The sequence below is a fragment of the Rossellomorea aquimaris genome (assembly GCF_000935355.1).
Taxonomy (GTDB): Bacteria; Bacillota; Bacilli; order Bacillales; family Bacillaceae_B; genus Rossellomorea; species Rossellomorea aquimaris_B.
The window spans coordinates 1-582 of the sequence record NZ_JXZC01000030.1; the positions used below are offsets into that span (position 1 = coordinate 1).

General features: G+C 58.1%; 1 pseudogene. It reads left to right on the plus strand.

The annotated features are described in order from the left end of the window. Positions 1-68: 68 nt before the first annotated feature. Positions 69-582, plus strand: a pseudogene (locus TV75_RS21685) (IS5-like element ISPst7 family transposase); the annotation flags it as partial.

Here is a 582-nt window from a genome sequence, read left to right on the forward strand (position 1 = left end):
TTAGGGAAACTCTGAAAAAGACTTTCTGATTTGGCAAAATACCGCGACCCCACCCACCGAGTTTCCCGATGAAGCAGATGACCTTCGCCGACGCCGAGTACGCTGGCAAGCGCAAGCAAACCCGCAAGGAGTTGTTCCTGATCGAGATGGATCGGGTGGTGCCGTGGAAGGGCTTGATTGCTTTGATCGAGCCACATTATCCGAAAGGTGAAGGTGGCCGTCCGGCCTACCCGTTGATGGCGATGCTGCGTGTGCATCTGCTGCAGAACTGGTTCGGCTACAGCGATCCAGCGATGGAGGAAGCGCTGTACGAAACCACGATCCTGCGCCAGTTTGCCGGGCTGAACCTGGAGCGCATCCCCGACGAAACCACCATTCTCAACTTCCGCCGCTTGCTGGAGAAACACGAGCTGGCGGCCGGCATCCTCGCTGTCATCAATGGCTATCTGGGCGACCGCGGCCTGTCGCTGCGCCAGGGCACCATCGTCGATGCAACGCTGATCAATGCGCCCAGTTCGACCAAGAACAAGGACGGCAAGCGCGACCCGGAAATGCACCAGACCAAGAAGGGAAACCAGTATT